Source organism: Candidatus Phycosocius bacilliformis, from assembly GCF_003112735.1.
Classification (GTDB): Bacteria; Pseudomonadota; Alphaproteobacteria; order Caulobacterales; family Aquidulcibacteraceae; genus Aquidulcibacter; species Aquidulcibacter bacilliformis.
In genome coordinates, this window is record NZ_BFBR01000002.1 from 237,559 (window position 1) to 252,835 (window position 15,277).

Annotated in this window: 16 protein-coding genes; 5 read left to right on the forward strand and 11 right to left on the reverse strand. The window is 55.8% G+C overall.

Annotated elements, in window-relative coordinates; all coding sequences use genetic code 11:
- Window positions 1–108: 108 nt before the first annotated feature.
- Window positions 109–486, forward strand: coding sequence for a Ros/MucR family transcriptional regulator (locus PbB2_RS04430; protein WP_272949223.1), 378 nt, complete (start codon window positions 109–111; stop codon window positions 484–486).
- Between the two features lie 59 nt (window positions 487–545).
- Here the strand turns inward: PbB2_RS04430 and PbB2_RS16000 are convergent, their stop codons facing one another.
- The 7 genes from PbB2_RS16000 to PbB2_RS04465 form a co-directional block, all read right to left on the reverse strand.
- Window positions 546–956: a DUF6898 family protein gene (locus tag PbB2_RS16000; RefSeq protein ID WP_192576186.1), complete on the reverse strand. Its 411-nt coding sequence runs from the start codon at window positions 954–956 to the stop codon at window positions 546–548.
- Window positions 890–2,110: a 5-aminolevulinate synthase gene (hemA, locus tag PbB2_RS04440; RefSeq protein WP_108984086.1), complete on the reverse strand. Its 1,221-nt coding sequence runs from the start codon at window positions 2,108–2,110 to the stop codon at window positions 890–892. Before hemA ends, PbB2_RS16000 begins: the two co-directional genes overlap by 67 nt.
- A 194-nt stretch (window positions 2,111–2,304) precedes the next feature.
- Window positions 2,305–2,811 carry a MarR family winged helix-turn-helix transcriptional regulator gene (locus PbB2_RS04445; RefSeq protein WP_108984087.1) on the reverse strand — a complete coding sequence of 169 codons (507 nt, stop codon included), beginning with the start codon at window positions 2,809–2,811 and terminating at the stop codon, window positions 2,305–2,307.
- Window positions 2,812–2,888: 77 nt separating this feature from the next.
- Window positions 2,889–3,788, reverse strand: a complete 900-nt coding sequence (gene mmsB, locus PbB2_RS04450) for a 3-hydroxyisobutyrate dehydrogenase (protein ID WP_238164850.1) — start codon at window positions 3,786–3,788, stop codon at window positions 2,889–2,891.
- The gene (locus tag PbB2_RS04455; protein ID WP_108984088.1) at window positions 3,782–4,873 is read right to left on the reverse strand and encodes an enoyl-CoA hydratase/isomerase family protein; all 1,092 of its coding nucleotides are present in this window, start codon (window positions 4,871–4,873) and stop codon (window positions 3,782–3,784) included. The genes mmsB and PbB2_RS04455 overlap by 7 nt, the downstream gene beginning before the upstream one ends.
- A complete protein-coding gene (locus tag PbB2_RS04460) occupies window positions 4,870–5,964 on the reverse strand; it encodes a glycerophosphodiester phosphodiesterase (RefSeq protein ID WP_108984089.1) in 1,095 nt (364 codons plus the stop codon). The genes PbB2_RS04455 and PbB2_RS04460 overlap by 4 nt, the downstream gene beginning before the upstream one ends.
- A 25-nt stretch (window positions 5,965–5,989) precedes the next feature.
- Entirely contained in the window at window positions 5,990–7,132 is a 1,143-nt protein-coding gene (locus PbB2_RS04465; RefSeq protein WP_108984090.1) for an acyl-CoA dehydrogenase family protein, read from the reverse strand.
- Window positions 7,133–7,199: 67 nt separating this feature from the next.
- Between PbB2_RS04465 and hemB the strand changes: the two genes are divergently transcribed.
- Window positions 7,200–8,213 (forward strand): porphobilinogen synthase, encoded by a 1,014-nt coding sequence (gene hemB, locus PbB2_RS04470; RefSeq protein ID WP_108984091.1) that lies wholly within the window; start codon window positions 7,200–7,202, stop codon window positions 8,211–8,213.
- Window positions 8,214–8,234: 21 nt separating this feature from the next.
- On the opposite strand, the gene PbB2_RS04475 is transcribed toward hemB, so the two are convergent.
- The 3 genes from PbB2_RS04475 to PbB2_RS04485 are packed head-to-tail and all read right to left on the reverse strand — an operon-like array spanning window position 8,235 to window position 10,194.
- Window positions 8,235–8,828 (reverse strand): hypothetical protein, encoded by a 594-nt coding sequence (locus PbB2_RS04475; protein ID WP_133245717.1) that lies wholly within the window; start codon window positions 8,826–8,828, stop codon window positions 8,235–8,237.
- Window positions 8,828–9,709: an NAD(P)-dependent oxidoreductase gene (locus PbB2_RS04480; RefSeq protein WP_108984093.1), complete on the reverse strand. Its 882-nt coding sequence runs from the start codon at window positions 9,707–9,709 to the stop codon at window positions 8,828–8,830. Before PbB2_RS04480 ends, PbB2_RS04475 begins: the two co-directional genes overlap by 1 nt.
- Window positions 9,706–10,194 carry a flavin reductase family protein gene (locus PbB2_RS04485; RefSeq protein WP_108984094.1) on the reverse strand — a complete coding sequence of 163 codons (489 nt, stop codon included), beginning with the start codon at window positions 10,192–10,194 and terminating at the stop codon, window positions 9,706–9,708. Before PbB2_RS04485 ends, PbB2_RS04480 begins: the two co-directional genes overlap by 4 nt.
- Before the next feature lie 75 nt (window positions 10,195–10,269).
- Between PbB2_RS04485 and PbB2_RS04490 the strand changes: the two genes are divergently transcribed.
- From PbB2_RS04490 to PbB2_RS04500, 3 genes are all read left to right on the forward strand, one after another.
- Window positions 10,270–11,160 carry a flagellar motor protein MotB gene (locus PbB2_RS04490; protein ID WP_108984095.1) on the forward strand — a complete coding sequence of 297 codons (891 nt, stop codon included), beginning with the start codon at window positions 10,270–10,272 and terminating at the stop codon, window positions 11,158–11,160.
- A gap of 78 nt (window positions 11,161–11,238) precedes the next feature.
- A complete protein-coding gene (locus PbB2_RS04495) occupies window positions 11,239–12,006 on the forward strand; it encodes an arginyltransferase (protein ID WP_108984096.1) in 768 nt (255 codons plus the stop codon).
- 126 nt (window positions 12,007–12,132) lie between these two features.
- Complete coding sequence (locus tag PbB2_RS04500) at window positions 12,133–12,927, forward strand: hypothetical protein (protein WP_108984097.1); 795 nt, start codon at window positions 12,133–12,135, stop codon at window positions 12,925–12,927.
- A gap of 68 nt (window positions 12,928–12,995) precedes the next feature.
- On the opposite strand, the gene parC is transcribed toward PbB2_RS04500, so the two are convergent.
- Window positions 12,996–15,248 carry a DNA topoisomerase IV subunit A gene (gene parC, locus PbB2_RS04505; RefSeq protein WP_108984098.1) on the reverse strand — a complete coding sequence of 751 codons (2,253 nt, stop codon included), beginning with the start codon at window positions 15,246–15,248 and terminating at the stop codon, window positions 12,996–12,998.
- Window positions 15,249–15,277 lie beyond the last annotated feature (29 nt).

Consider the following 15,277-nt stretch of genomic DNA (forward strand, 5'->3'; position numbering starts at 1 on the left):
CATGCGAAACAGACAGAGTCGGATATAGCTATGGAGGCAAATACCAATTGAAGGGATTGCGTGAAAATGAGAAATCAACGAGAGAACAACAGCTCTGATATACTGGAAATGACGACTGAAATCGTCTCCTCCTATGTCAACGCCAATGAGATCCGCGCCGAAAACTTGAGCGATCTTATCCGTAGCATCCACAAAAGTTTGATTACATTATCAAACGATGACTTTGAGAAGCCTTCAGAAAAGCCAAAGGCCGCTGTGAGCTTGGGAAAGTCAGTCACGGATGATTACATTATTTGCCTAGAAGACGGCAAACGACTCAAAATGCTTAAGCGTTACTTGCGCTCTAAGTATAATCTTTCTCCGGAAGAGTATCGTCGTCGCTGGAACTTGCCAGCAGATTATCCGATGGTGGCCCCCAATTATGCCAAAAGGCGCAGTGAATTTGCAAAGCAGATTGGCCTTGGTCGGGGTGTACGAGGACGCTAGATCGATCTGAACTATAGTTTGTTATCCCAAATATAATCGACGTCTGGTATTGTAGTAGTTCAGGTTAGAATGCCGCGTTTCGGCAGAGCGGGTAGAGGGCTTTTTGTTCCCTTGCCCGCTTTGTCTGCAGGTCGGTTGTCGATCTCCAGGTTGGTTGGCGCTGCCCTGTCGGGGTCCAGCATAACACCATGGGCGATCAGTGCCTGTCCCAATTTTCGTAAAGCCAGCCGCTTCTGATCGAATTGCGCGGCTGAGGCCGGAGTTGTAACAGCGACCTCCAAACCTGTTTGAGCATCTATGGCCCGGACTTGAGCATAAGGGCCGCGGATTTGGGTTTCCAAATAGATTTCGCGCTGCATCAAATCCCGCAACATGCCGTCATGTGCGGTGGGCTCTCCCACGATCAGGCCACCCGAACCTGACTTGTAGAGCCCCAGACAGCCCTGACAGCCTCGACCAGCTTCAGACATAGGCCATCATCATGCAATGGACTTGGGGTAAAGCGCAGTCGTTCTGTCCCGCGTGGGACAGTGGGGAAATTGATCGGCTGCACATAGATGCCAAACTCATCGAGCAGTCGATCAGATATCGCTTTGCAACGCACAGCATCGCCAACCAAAAGCGGCACAATATGGGTGGTTGAGCTCTCCATCACAGGCAGGCCGGCTTCTAGGAACATCTGTTTCAGAACAGACGCTTGGGCCTGATGACGTGCGCGTAAACCCACACCGACTTCGCTCTTCAAAATTCGCACGCTTTCCAGCGCGCCGGCCGCCAACACAGGTGCCAAGGATGTGGTGAAGATAAAACCAGGTGCGAACGAGCGGATCGCATCCACCATGACACTGCTACCCGCAATATAGCCGCCCATGAGGCCGAAAGCCTTGCCCAACGTGCCCTCAATCACATCGATCCGGGCCAAAGCATCATCGCGCTCGGCAATGCCAGCACCACGCGCTCCATAAAGACCTACTGCATGGACTTCATCCAAATAGGTCATTGCCTGATAACGTTCTGCCAAATCACAGATGGCGTGGATGGGCGAAACATCACCATCCATGGAATAGACACTTTCAAACGCAATCAGTTTTGGTGCATCGAGAGGAACGCGTGCCAATAGGCTTTCAAGGTGCGCGACATCATTATGCCGAAACACGCGCTTTTCACAGCCCGAGCGGCGGATGCCTTCAATCATCGAGGCATGGTTCTTTTCATCTGAAAAGATGATGCAACCGGGCAAGATCCGCGACATTGTCGCCAGTGTTGCGTCATTGGCGACATAGCCGGATGTAAACAACAATGCGGCTTCCTTTTGGTGTAGGTCAGCCAATTCCCGCTCTAAATCGACATGAAAGCTTGTTGTCCCGGAAATGTTGCGCGTGCCGCCTGACCCAGCCCCCACATCCTCCAAGGCACGGGTCATGGCTGCCAAGACTTGCGGGTTCTGTCCTTGGCCCAAATAATCATTCGAGCACCAAATCACGATATCCTGTTCGCCCTGCTCTGTGCGGCGACGCGCGTGGGGGAACTGGCCCTGCTTGCGCTTCACATCGGCAAAGACGCGGTAACGCCCCTCGGCGCGCACATCCTCGACTGCCTGACGAAAAGCCTTTTCATACTTCATCGCTTGTCCGGGGCCATGCCCGCCTCTCATTGCCGATGACCCTTGCGAGCCGCATGCACTAACTAGACGAAATCCGGCGCAAGGCCATAGGCAATATGTCGCATTTTGCCCGCTGGGGGCTGAAACAACATCAAAAAACCGCCATCGGAAGACCGAAGGCGGTTTTTTGATCCCGGCTGAGCTGGGTACCAGGGTTACAGACGGAACCGGATCTGGTCCGCCCAGAAGCGTTCAAGCCGAGTCAAGGTTTTGTTGGAAGCCACCAAATCAGGGCTCTCAACCCCACCAACGGGGCTCAACGTTGCCGCGTGACGCTGGAACATCGTATCGAGCTGCTTGCGCAGATCGCTGCCTGCTTGGGTCAGCCGCAACCGGATCTGGCGCTTGTCATGGGCGGACTTACCACTTTCGACATAGCCAAGCTCGTGAAGCTTCTTCAGATTGTAGGACACATTTGAGCCAAGATAAAAGCCACGTGACTTCAGTTCGCCCGCTGACCACTCTGCATCGCCGATATTAAAAATCAACAAAGCTTGGACAGGAGTGAGATCGTCGTGGCCGGCGCGATCGAGATCATCCTTCACCACATCCAGCAATTGCCGATGCAAACGCTCAACGAGGGAGAGAGCACGCCGATACTCGCTCAGACTAGATTGTTCGACCGTTTCGATGGTCGTATTTTGTTGTGTTAGACCCGCCATATTTTTTCTCCCGCCGTATTCTTCGACGTTTCGAAGTAACTTAGCTGAAAGAGTCTAACATCTTGTTAAAATGGCATTTACCTGTTCCTAAGCATGTCGATCACCCCGGAAAAATCGCGATTCGGAGCGTAGTTAACGACATATTCACTATAAATCTCTTCTGCTTTTAGGGCCAAAGCCGGACGAAGATCTACGCTGTCATTTGCCTGCAAAGCCAGTCGCAAATCCTTCAACATCAGGGCACCAGCAAAGCCATTGGCAAAATCACGGTTCGAAGGAGCCGTTGGCACCAGTCCAGGAACAGGTGCGTAGGACGTCATCGACCAACTCTGGCCAGACGATTGGGATGCAATATCGAAGAAGGCCTTAGGATCAAGGCCCAGTCTTTCGGCGAGCACAAACGCCTCGCATGTTCCAATCATTGTGACGGCCAACAACATATTGTTGCAAATCTTGGCCGCCTGCCCGGCCCCAGCCTCCCCCGCATGGATGACCGCTTTACCCATTGCAGACAAAACGGGCTTGGATGCCTCAACATGATTGGATGAGCCGCCGACCATAAAGGTCAACGTGCCCGCTTGTGCCGCGGTGACTCCACCAGACACCGGCGCATCACACATCGCAAAGCCATGAGCCTCTGCCTGGGCGGCCAGCGACCGGGCATCTTCAACCGCAATGGTTGAGCAATCCAACAAGAGTGCACCCTTACAAGCATGGGCCAAAACACCGCCAGCCCCCGCATGCACCTCACGAACATGATCGCCGGTGGGCAACATTGTGATGACGACGTGGGCGTCCGCCACTGCCTCACCAATAGAGTTGGTGGCCAGACAACCCGCTGAAACCGCAGCGCTCACCGCCTCAGCCACCACGTCAAAGGCATAGACACGATAGCCGGCCTTGGCCAAATTGGCCGCCATACCAGCCCCCATCGCACCCAAGCCGATAAACGCGATATTGGCGATTTCATCTACCATGTCAGAGGTTCCCATTCTGCGCCTTCAGCCGGGCTTAAGGGTGCAAAGATCGCATTGAGCAAGGCCTCGTCGACCCCATTCAACGTCTCAGGCTGCCAGCGTGGGGCATGATCCTTGTCGATAAGTACGGCCCGAACGCCCTCGATAAAGTCATGGCGGCGAACAACCCGCGATCCGATGCGATATTCTTGGCGCATATGGGCGGCAAAGTCTGTTGCCAGTGCCCCTTGCCGCAACTGCCGAAACGCCACTTTTAAGGTCTGCGGGGACTTTGTGGCGAGAATGGCCAATTGCTCGCGCGCAAAATCATGATCCACATCTTCAAGCGCTGCGATGATGGCTTCCACACTGTTTGCCGCAAAACAGCGGTCAATAATGGCCCGATGTTCTGGCACCAGATGGTGTAACCGGCCCGCCGGTTCACTCAAAGCATCGAGGCCTGAGGTCAAAGTGGCGATGGGTGTATGGGTTGCCATGGCCCCAGCAATCTGGGCTTTGGCGGCCACCAAAAGGTCTTCAGGGATGAAGTGGGTCAAAATGCCTGCAGCAAGGCAATCGGCTGCTTTCAGCCGGGTCCCGGTAAGCGCCAACCACAGACCAATCTGACCGGGCAAGCGCGGCAGGAACCAGCCACCCCCGACATCTGGAAACAAGCCAATCCCAGTCTCTGGCATCGCAAAAACCGTGCGCTCAGTTCCAATCCTGAAAGGCCCATGCACCGAAATGCCGACGCCCCCGCCCATGGTGATGCCATCCATCACCGCGACATAAGGCTTGGGATAATGGGCGATGAGATGATTGAGCTGATATTCGCGGCCGAAGAAGGCTTGGGCCTGCTTGCCATCGCCTGCGCCGCTTTCTGCCAACATGCGGATATCCCCACCGGCGCAAAATCCCCGCGAACCCACATGGTCGACCATCACGCCCTTGATCTCGGGGTCGGCAATCCAGCTTAAGAGAGCGGCAATCATGTCCTCAACCATGTCCTGATTGAGGGCGTGCAAAGCCTCAGGCCGATTCAGAGTTAGAACGCCAAGCCCACCTTGGCGCGACACAATAACCGGCTTGGATTGGGTCTCGCTCATAGGCTTGCCCGCGCGGCCACCGCCTCTGCGGTAAAGTCAGAGAACACCCCATCGACACCAGCAGCCATGAAAGCACGGATTTCACTGACAAGATCGCCATGTTGGGCCAGATAGGCAGGGCTTGCCGCATCCCCCTTGCGCAGTGATTGGGGCAGGAAATAGTTTTCAGCCCGGAACGTCCAAGGATGAACCACCAAGCCTGCCTGATGTGCGTCAGGCACAAAGCGCGTGGGAGTCATCAACTGATTGGCACCATCACGGGGTATGATCATCACTTTCTCAGGTCCGACACCGCTGGCATAGCGCGCAATTTCGACCAAACCAGAGGCCGTTGCCATGCTGGCATAGCTGACTTTTTGGGCTGACAGATCAAACGGGCCGCCCTCGCTTGCCATCAATTGAACCAATGGTGCTTTTGTCAGTGTTTTCAGGCGCTTTAGATTGGTGACCTCAAAGCTCTGAATGAAAATGGGGGCATCTGCCGCATCAAGGCCGTGGGCCTTGATCGCGCTAACCAGCGGGCGATCAAACGATAAAGACAGGCCTTCAAACCAGGTCGGATGCTTGGTTTCGGGATAAACCCCAATGGTCCGCCCCGTCTTGACCGATTGAGACTTTGCAAGCGCCAGCACCTCCTCGAAGGTGGGCACGTCAAACTGGCCATCATAGGCCGTATTGGCCGGGCGCAATTGTGGAAGTCGCTCTTTACAGCGCAAAGTCTTGATTTCAGCGAGTGTGAAATCTTCAGTAAACCAGCCCTCGTGACGCTCCCCATCAATCACATGGACCTTCTTGCGGTCGGCAAACTCAGGTCGATTGGCGACGTCGGTTGTCCCGCCAATCTCATTTTCATGTCGACAGATCAGATGGCCATCCTTGGTCAACACCAGATCGGGTTCGATAAAGTCCGCTCCCAGATCGATGGCCAATTGATAGGCCGCCAAAGTATGTTCCGGGCGCAAGCCGGAAGCCCCGCGATGGGCAATGATAATGGGTTTGCGCATGGCGGTCTTCCCGTGCTGATGATGATGGCCAGCGGCCTGAGTGGCACCAGAAGAGGCCAGTAGGGCCGGAGCCAAAAGTCCGGCCATTATTGTGCGACGATCAAGACGATTTTCACAGTCCACGATCCATCTCCCGTGCGATTATGACGCGCATCACCTCATTGGTGCCTTCCAAAATCTGATGGACCCGAAGATCGCGCACAATGCGTTCGACTTCATAATCCTTCAAATAGCCATATCCGCCATGGATCTGCAGTGCCTGATTGGCGACCTGAAAGCCGATATCGGTAACAAAGCGCTTCGCCATCGCGCACAATTTGGTCGCCTCTGGACTTTGGGCATCCAAAGCAGCCGCGGCATGACGCAGAAAGACTCGGGCTGCCTCAAGCTCAGTGGCCATGTCAGCCAACCGAAACTGTGTATTCTGAAAGCCCCACAAGGTTTGGCCGAACTGGCGGCGCTCTTTTGCATAGGCCATCGCCCGGTTGAGTGCTGCCCCTGCCCCGCCCAATGAGCAGGCCGCAATATTGAGGCGGCCGCCATCAAGGCCCTTCATGGCAAAGGTGAAGCCTTGGCCCTCCTCCCCCAAAAGATTTTCTGCCGGCACGCGGCAATCTTCGAAAATTACTTGAGCTGTGGGTTGAGCCTGCCAGCCCATTTTCTTTTCATTCTTACCAAAAGACAGGCCCGGCGCATCCTTGGGCACCAGAATGGTGGAAATGCCACGCGGACCAGCCTGTCCGGTGCGCACCATCACCACATAAAGATCTGAAAACCCGGCACCGGAGATAAACGCCTTGCTGCCATTGAGGAGATAATCGCCCCCATCTCGCCGGGCCGTCGTGGCAAGCGATGCAGCATCCGACCCCGACCCAGGCTCGGTCAAGCAATAGCTGGCAATCAGGTCCATTTGCGTCAATGCTGGCAGATAGGCCTGACGTTGGGCCTCATTCCCAAACGTATCGATCATCCAGCTGGCCATATTGTGGATGGACAAAAAGGCAGCATGGGACACATCACCTGCCGACAATTCTTCGAAAATGATGGCCGCATCCAATCGGGAAAGACCTGATCCGCCTACATCATCGCGCACATAAATCCCCGCAAATCCCAAAGCGGCCATGGCCTGCAGGGTCGGTCGATCCAAAGTGCCTGCTTCTTCCCAAGCAGCAGCGAAAGGGGCCAAAGAATCAGCCGCAAAGCGGCGGGCAGTCGCGATGATCAAATTCTGATCTTCGGTGGTGTCATAAGCCATGGCAGACAGAGTCCTCTGATGCGGGTCTCAGTAGCCGTTTCGCCCCTTTGGCGCTACAGAAGTTTCCATGACAACACACCTGCCCCCCGCCGCCTATCCAGCTACCCGCATGCGCCGTAACCGCTTGACCGATTGGCGGCGGCGACTAACCCGGCAGACCGAGGTCAGTGTCAATGATCTGATCTTGGCTATGGTGGTCCATGATGGCACACAAAGCCGGATCCCGGTTGCCTCCATGCCCGGCACCTATCGCTATAGTCGGACTGAAGCTGTCGCAGTGGCGCAAGAAGCAGAATCTCTGGGTGTACCAATGATTGCGGTTTTCCCCTTCATTGATCCGGCTCTGAAAAATGGTGAAGGTAGCGAAGCCTTCAATCCAGACGGACTGGTACCAGATGTGGTCTCCGCCATGAAAAAGGCGGCCCCAAATGTTGGCCTGATGACCGATGTCGCCCTCGACCCCTTCACCGATCATGGCCATGACGGTCTGATTGATGACGCCGGAACCATGCTGAATGACCCCACGATCGCGGCCCTCGTGCGCCAAGCGGTCTTGGAAGCTCAGGCTGGGGCGGATGTTGTTGCCCCGTCAGACATGACGGACGGGCGGATTGGTGCGATCCGGGCCGGGCTTGATGCGGCTGGTTTTCAAGATGTGGCGATCATGTCCTATGCGGCCAAATATGCCTCGGCCTTTTATGGGCCTTATCGGGATGCCATTGGCTCGAAAGGTGCTCTGAAGGGTGACAAAAAGACCTATCAAATGGACCCAGGCAATAGTGATGAGGCAATACGCGAAGTTGGTCTTGATATCGCCGAAGGCGCTGACATGGTGATGGTCAAGCCCGGCATGCCCTATCTGGATATTGTCCGCCGGGTGAAGGATGCTTTCGGTGTGCCGACCTATGCATTTCAGGTCTCTGGCGAGTATGCGATGATGGAAGCAGCCATTGCCAATGGCTGGCTCGATGGCAGCCGGGTGCGCATGGAGGCGCTGGCCTGCTTCAAGCGCGCCGGGGCTGACGGCATCATCACCTATTGGGCCTTAGAAGCCGCCAAAAAATTGGGTGAACGGCCATAGAGGGCAAACAGGACCAGCCCGTCACCGCCGCTTCGATTTGGGGCTGGCCTTCTTCGGGCTGGACTTGGTGGGGCGAACCACGGGTGCAGGAGGCAATTCAGCCGGACCTAGGACCAGAAGTTCTGGTCGGCGTTTTCCATCCTCATGAGGCAAAGGCACCATCGAAATCTGGTAAAATGGCTCTCTGGCACCCCCAGCAAAGGTTACAGCCATCCCTGAACCAAAATCTGAATTTTGCCGGACAAGATTCTCATTTTTAATGCATTTTGCAATTTCGTCGGAAAAGTCTGCTAGGACTTTATCGACCGAGTTGGCTTCCGCCTCCACGGCCTCCTGGGCACCATAGCAAGCCAGAGAGATCATCGCGTTATAGACAAAGCGGCAATCAACCAAACCTGCCAAAGGCCTCACAGCAGCGACATTGCGGGTCACCATGGTCCATTTGCCGGTGGCGTCGCGTTCACGCGTTGGCGTGGGCACTTGCACGACCAGTGACCGAAATGCCTGGGGACGATCGAGCGTCGCCTTTTCAATCACAGCTATTGCGTCGCAAATCGGATTTGGGCGAACCGGAGCCGCAATCTCGGGCGCGGCCAGTAAAATCAATCCAAACATCATTCTTCAGCCTTTCCAGCGTGGCGAAAGCGGCGAGCCAGGCTGGATGTGTCAAGCCGTCCGCCACCTGCTGCCTGAATTTCCCCATAATAGCCGTCAACCAGCTTCGTGAGCTCCAGCGTCAACCCCTTAGCTTCTGCAGCTTCCAGCACGATCCGCAAATCCTTACGCATCCAGTCGACCGCAAAACCGAAATCAAAGCGGTCTTCGGCCATGCTAACCCATCGGTTATCCATCTGCCAAGACCCAGCAGCCCCCTTTGAGATGGCAGCCAGAACCGCATCGGTATCAAGCCCTTGTGCCTTGGCAAACGCCATGGCTTCGGCCAAGCCCTGCACCACACCTGCAATCGCAATCTGATTGACCATTTTGGTCAATTGCCCGGTACCGGCCTCCCCGATCCGCACGATCGTGGCACAATAAGCACTCATGACCGGGTGGGCCGCGGAAAAATCAGCTTCAGTGGCTCCGCACATTGCGGTCAAACGACCATTGACCGCCCCAGCCTGCCCACCTGAAACCGGTGCATCCACCCAGCCGAGCCCCCGATTATGGGCTTGTTTGGATAGATCCGACGCAAGGGCAGCCGAGGTTGTCGTATGATCGATATAAATGGCCCCGGCCCGCATGTGCGTGAAGGCAGCCTCAGCTACCGCGCGCGCATCAGGATCATCACCCACACACGCCAGAACCATATCCGCACCATCCACGGCCTGTGCAATGCTTGAAGACGGACGGACTGCATGGGCGCTGGCCCAGCTTTCCGCTTTGCCCGGACTGCGGTTCCATGCACGAACCTGATGGCCCTTCTGGACAAGCCAGCCCGCCATGGGCCCGCCCATGACGCCAAGGCCCAAAAAAGCTACCTGTGACCCACTCATGAGCCGCTCAAAGCCGCCGTGGACCCAAATTTACCCCGAAAATAGGCCAGACCATTGCCGTCATGACGCTGATAGGCTTGGGTTTCGCCAATCAGGATGAGATGATCGCCAGCATTGATGCGCTCAACCACTTTCGCATCAAAGGCGGCAATCGTGCCGGGCAGGATCGGACTACCTGTGGCAAGCTTGCCATATTCCCCTGAGGCCAGACGCTGATCGCCTTTGCCGGCAAAACGCATCGCCAAGTCGGTTTGATCGTCCGACAAAATATTGACCCCATAAGCTGTACAAGTAGCAAACAGCTCATAGGAATCTGATTTGTTGCCAAGACACCAGAGTACCAGCGCGGGTTCAAGTGAAACCGAGGCAAAGCTGTTGACGGTTAAGCCGTGGCCGTTTCCGACTGAATCGAGCGCGGTGACAATGGTCACCCCGGTCGCAAAACTGCCCAGTGCCGCGCGATAGTCTTTGAGATCGAATGTCATTTTCTGATTCCTGCAAACCTGCTCTTAACCGACATCGGTCATACTTCTCAACACCATCACTGAGAGATCCGGATAATGTCGTCCAATCGGCCCATAATTGTCAAAAAAGTCAAAAAGATAGCCGGTGGACACCATGGCGGTGCCTGGAAGGTGGCCTATGCTGACTTCGTGACTGCGATGATGGCCTTCTTCTTGTTGATGTGGCTGATCAATACCTCCTCACCCGAACAAAAGCGCGGGATTGCAGATTATTTCGCCCCTGCCAGCGTGTCGGCATCGACCTCTGGTTCTGGTGGGATATTGGGCGGGACAGCGCTGGGTGAAGTGGGCGCGATGCAAAAAGGTGCCACGCCCATATTTGAGACCGTCGCGCCAGCCACCACCCCCTCAAGTCAGACAGGGGACAGCAATGGAGACGGAGCGGCTGATGCCGCTGATAAGGCAGCCGAAGACGAGATTGCCCGCCGTGAGGCTGCCGAATTCCAGCAAGCTGAAATGAGCCTGCGGCAGGCGCTGCAGGATATGCCTGAGCTTGCCGAAATGTCGCGCAACATCATCGTGGACCAAACCCCCGAAGGCTTGCGTATCCAATTGGTTGACCAAGAAGGTCGGCCCATGTTTGATCCCGGTTCAACCGTTCCCAATGATCGCGCCCGTCTCATTTTGCAGGCGGCTGCCCGCATCATTCAATCGCTCCCCAATCGTGTGAGCATTTCCGGTCACACGGATGCCGCCCCCAATCCTGACCCACGCAATTCCAACTGGGAATTGTCATCCGCGCGCGCCAATTCGGCCAGACGGGTGCTGACCAATGCCGGGCTAAGCGAAGATCGCATTGCCCAAGTCTCCGGCAAAGCCGGTTCTGACCCCCTCTTTCCAGACGATCCCTATCAGGCCGCCAACCGCCGGATTGCCATTGTTCTGCTGCGCGCGTCATCGCCCTTACCGGCAGACGGTGGCTTGTGAAAATTTCCGCCTCCTGACGGGCCTTTCTGACTGGAAGGTGTTGTCGTGGGCTGAATTAGGCTGTTACAGTGCCAATACATGAGCACGGACCCAACAACACCTGCTGGGCGGATATCCGCTTCCCGGAACATCCGGTTTTACCTAACTGCGGCCCAGCCCTGCCCCTATTTGGAGGGGCGGCGGGAACGGAAGGTTTTTGCTGCCTTGGATGGCCATGATGCGATTGATCTGAACGATAGCCTCACCCATGCAGGCTTCAGGCGGTCGCAGAACATAGCCTATCGTCCTGCGTGCGACATGTGCGCAGCTTGTGTGTCGGTACGCGTTCCTGCCCAGCCTTTTGTGTTTACCCGGCGATGGCGGCGCGTGCTGACACGCAATGAAGACCTCGTGTCCAATTTGGTGCCGGCACGAGCGACCTATGAGCAGTTTTCACTGCTTCAGACCTATCTGCACGACCGCCATTTTGGTGCGGGCATGTCAGACATGTCAGTCTTCGATTTTGCGGCAATGGTCGAGGAAACCTCGGTTCGAACCCATATGATCGAGTATCGTGTGGGCTCAGATGATGGTCGTTTGGTGGGTTGTGCCCTCATTGATGCGTTAGCCGACGGCTTGTCGATGGTTTATGCTTTTTTTGACCCCACCGAGGCTGGCCGGAGCCTGGGCAGTTATATGATATTGGATCATATTCGTCAGGCCAAAACGGTCGGTTATCCCTATGTTTATCTGGGCTATTGGGTTCGGGGGTCGCGAAAGATGGCCTATAAAACCAATTTCCGCCCGATCGAGGCCTTGGGTGCGTCAGGCTGGACCGATCTTGGCCCCCATCTAGACGCCCAATGAAGCTTTGACGTGGGCGGCTGGTCTGCACATGGCCCTGTTTGGGTCGCAGCCGCCATTGGTTAGAATTCGTTAAACATTTCACATCAGAACTCCAAAAGTGCCTATGTCCGATTGGAGTGGAAATCGATGCGTTGTTTGTTAGGTTTTGCTGCGTTAGCGCTCTTGGCCAGTCCAGCTTTGGCTGAATCCCCTTTCTCCTTCGGCGGTAGCGTAGGCTATGAGTTTCCTGTCGATGGCAAAATTCTTGACCGGACCGGCGGCACCAGTGTCAATTTGACGACGCTCAATCCAAGTCTGGCAGGCACAGGTATTCTGCGTTTGCGGGGCACTGATTATAAGGACAGCCATGACGGCACGCTCGCCGCAACAGTGGAAGTTCGATATGCGCTGAGCCAGATGAGTGAAGTATTTGGTGCGCTTAGCTACCGGCAAGCCAATGGCAAAGTCGCTGATATTGGCTGTATCGAGGTGGTTGTCGGCGGGGTCACCAATTGCAACACGCCCCTGCGCGCAGCCTTCTCCGATTTTAAGCAAGCTGGAGTGGAATTAGGGTATCGGCAATGGCTGACCAGCGGCATCATGAGCGAGCGGCTTTTCCCCTATTATGCTGTGCGCGCGGGTGTGACCCAAACCGATGCATTGACCGCGCAAGTAACAACCAATGTCGGGGCTGTGACCAACGCCTCCATCGGCACATGGAAACTTTATGATGACAAAGTGACCTATATGGTAGGGGCTGATTTGGGCGCGACCTATCTGATTGCCCCATCTGCCGAGCTGGGTGCTGAAGTCGGGGTACGTTATTATTCCAAGCTTTCGGATAATGACACGAATCTGACCGCTCTAGGCCTTGCCAATGCGAATAATAAGTCCGAGCGTATCACAATACCGGTCTCAGTTCGCCTGAACGCAGCATTCTAGAAATGGCACGATAGCTGAGTTTCGGGGCATCTGGATAACCAGATGCCCCTTCTCATTGGGCTGTAACCCTATCCGACAAATTTGCCTGACCGCGAGAAGCCACGCGGCACCATACGTCCAGCCGCGGCGCGCTTGGCGACATAATCCTTCCAATCTGGTACGTCGCGGCGCCGGCCAGATGTGTCGTACCACGCCAGACCTTCATCGGCTTTGAACGTGATGGCATCCAACAAGCCACCATCCTTATAGGCTTGTAATTTGACGCCCTTCCCGCGACCCATGCGGGGCAATTCGTCGGTCTGGAAGATCACCAGCTTACGGTTCTCGCCCACGACAGCCACCAAATCCCCTTGGACACGTGCCACGACGCTGGCCTTGGCGCCCTCATCCAAATTCAGGACTTGCTTGCCCGAGCGGCGCAGCGCCACGCATTCTTCATCGCTGACCACAAAGCCATAACCTGTGCTGGCTGCTACCAGATGCTCGCCCTCGGGTTTGGGCAGGAACATGGCTATGATGTCATGCTCTTCTCCCAGATCGATGGACAGCCGCACCGGCTCACCCAGACCGCGCCCGCCGGGCAATTTATCGCCCGCCAAAGTGAAGGCGCGACCATCTGAAGCAAATAGGATGATCTTATCCGTCGTTTCGGCGTGCAGCGACAAATAATAACCGTCGCCATCCTTATATTTGACCGTGGACAAATCATCGATCCGGCCCTTGAGGGCACGGATCCAGCCCTTTTGGGACAGAACCACCGTGATGGGTTCGCGCGTCACAAAGGCTTCCGCACTCAAGGCAAAAGCTGCAGGGGCTTCAGCAAAAGTGGTGCGGCGCGCACCCAAAGCGGTATCCTTGGCGAAGGCAGACTGGATTTCGCGCAATTCTTCAGCCGCTTGGGCCCACTGCAAATCTGGCGAGGCCAGCATCGCCACAAGGCCTTCCCGTTCCGCCTTCAGATCCTCATCTTCCTGCCGGATTTCCATTTCTTCCAATTTGCGCAGATTGCGCAGACGTGTGTCTAGAATGGCATTTGCCTGCACGTCGGTTAGGTCAAAAGTGGCGATCAGAACTTGCTTGGGCTCATCTTCATACCGGATGATGCGGATGACTTCGTCGAGATTGAGATAGGCGACCAGCAAACCTGCCAGGATCTCCAGCCGCCCATCAATCTTTCTGAGGCGCCAATTCGCCCGCGCAAGAATGACGTCGCGCTTGTGGTCAAGAAAGGCCTTGAGACAGTCGACAAGGCTCATCACCCGCGGAGCGCCTTTGGCGTCGAGCACATTGAGGTTCATCGAGAACCGGCTCTCCAAATCGGTGAGCTTGAACAAGCTTTCCATCAATTGGTCGGGTTCGACTGTGCGGGCGCGCGGCTCTAGCACCAAGCGAATGTCTTCAGCACTCTCATCGCGGACATCGGCCAAGAGCGGGGCCTTCTTGCTCTCGATCAATTCGGCCAGTCGCTCCACGATTTTCGACTTCTGGACCTGATAGGGCGTCTCGGTAACAATGATGCGCCAGGTGCCCCGGCCAGTATCTTCAACTTGCCAGCGTGCCCGCGTGCGGAAACCGCCTTTGCCAGTGGCATAGGCCTCCCGGATGGCCGCCCGGCTCTCAATGCAAATGCCGCCGGTGGGAAAGTCAGGGCCTGGCACCAAGTCCAAGATTTCATCAAGGCTCGCCTCTGGCCTCTCGATCAAGAGGAGGCAGGCATCGATCAATTCCGCCGCATTGTGGGGTGGGATGGATGTGGCCATGCCCACGGCAATTCCCATGGAGCCATTGGCAAGAAGATTGGGAAAGCCTGCTGGCAAAACCGATGGCTCGGTATCCTCCTGCGAATAGGTTTCACGGAATCGGACGGCATCCTCATCCACACCCTCCATCAGAAGGGCACCGATCTCGGTCAACCGGGCCTCGGTATAGCGATAAGCAGCCGCGGAATCCCCATCAATATTGCCAAAATTGCCCTGGCCATCGACAAGCGGATAGCGGACCGAAAAGTCCTGCGCCAAACGGACAAGCGCGTCATAAATCGCGCTATCGCCGTGGGGGTGGTATTTCCCCATCACGTCCCCAACGATCTTGGCGCACTTTTTGAAATTGCTCTCAGGATCAAGGCCCAGTTCACCCATGGCATGGATGATCCGGCGTTGCACCGGCTTTAGCCCGTCGCGAACATCTGGCAGCGCGCGGGAGGTGATGGTCGAGAGCGCATAGACAAGGTAGCGGCTCTCCAGCGCCCGATCAAACGGCTCATTGATGATGATACCACCATCACCACCGCCACCGCCTTCCAGTTCCACGATATCACCCATGGGGCCCCACCCTTCGAATCACACCCCCA